Source organism: Paraburkholderia bengalensis (assembly GCF_037126505.1).
GTDB lineage: Bacteria > Pseudomonadota > Gammaproteobacteria > Burkholderiales > Burkholderiaceae > Paraburkholderia > Paraburkholderia bengalensis.
In genome coordinates this window covers 1-694 of record NZ_JACFYJ010000281.1, presented here as the reverse complement: position 1 = coordinate 694, position 694 = coordinate 1, and the positions used below count along the sequence as shown (strand labels likewise).

Below are 694 nucleotides of genomic sequence, written 5' to 3'. Positions count from 1 at the left end.
GGTCGCCGGCCGGCGACCTTCATTACAACAGTGTGGCGGAATGGCCCTGCTTCGTCAGGAGCGACACGGCCTTCTTGTCGAACGAGATGAACTGTTCCCCCCCCAAGAAATCGGCCGTCCCAGGCGATGACGCCATCGGCAAAATCCCCCCTGCTTCAAGCAAGGCAAGGCCCGCTTCGGCAGCTGGCCGGTTCGCGACAACATTACGCGTATCCAGCAGCGCCCGGATGGCTGATGCGATATCCGGCTTCGCCACTTTGTATGCACTGCGTAGGACCCACACCAGCTCGCACAATGTTTGCAAGCTCACGGCCACCATGTCGGCCGTATCCAGCAACGCGGTGGCCTTGTCGGCCTGTTCGTCATCATCGGCAACGATGGCGCGCAGGAGGACGTTCGTATCGACCGCTATCTTCATGCCTTACCGGCTCCCGCCTTCGCTCCGGCTTTAGCGATTGCCTCGTCGATTTCCTCGATGCTCAATCTGGCACCATTGGTTTTTCCCTTCAGGACACCCCGAAGCTGGTGAAAAGACGCGCCGGCTCGTGCGGCCCTGAGTTCGGCCCGGCCGTCAGGCAGCAGATCTACCTCGATCCTTTCCCCCGGCTGGATGCCCAGATGCTGCAGGACTTCCTTCCGGAACGTCACCTGGCCCCGGGATGTGACAGTTAGCGTACTCATAACGACCCCTTCA

At 60.8% G+C, this 694-nt stretch carries 2 protein-coding genes; both read right to left on the bottom strand.

The genetic code is table 11. The annotated features are described in order from the left end of the window. Positions 1 to 22 precede the first annotated feature (22 nt). Positions 23 to 418: a type II toxin-antitoxin system VapC family toxin gene (locus tag H3V53_RS43245; protein ID WP_336603048.1), complete on the bottom strand. Its 396-nt coding sequence runs from the start codon at positions 416 to 418 to the stop codon at positions 23 to 25. Further along, positions 415 to 694: AbrB/MazE/SpoVT family DNA-binding domain-containing protein (locus H3V53_RS43240; RefSeq protein ID WP_336603047.1), on the bottom strand; the 280-nt coding region annotated here is incomplete at its 5' end. The genes H3V53_RS43245 and H3V53_RS43240, both read right to left, overlap by 4 nt.

Bases quoted from the DNA above. Each gene is read 5' to 3' on its own strand.
- H3V53_RS43245 (WP_336603048.1), bottom strand. From the start codon at position 418: ATGAAGATAGCGGTCGATACGAACGTCCTCCTGCGCGCCATCGTTGCC.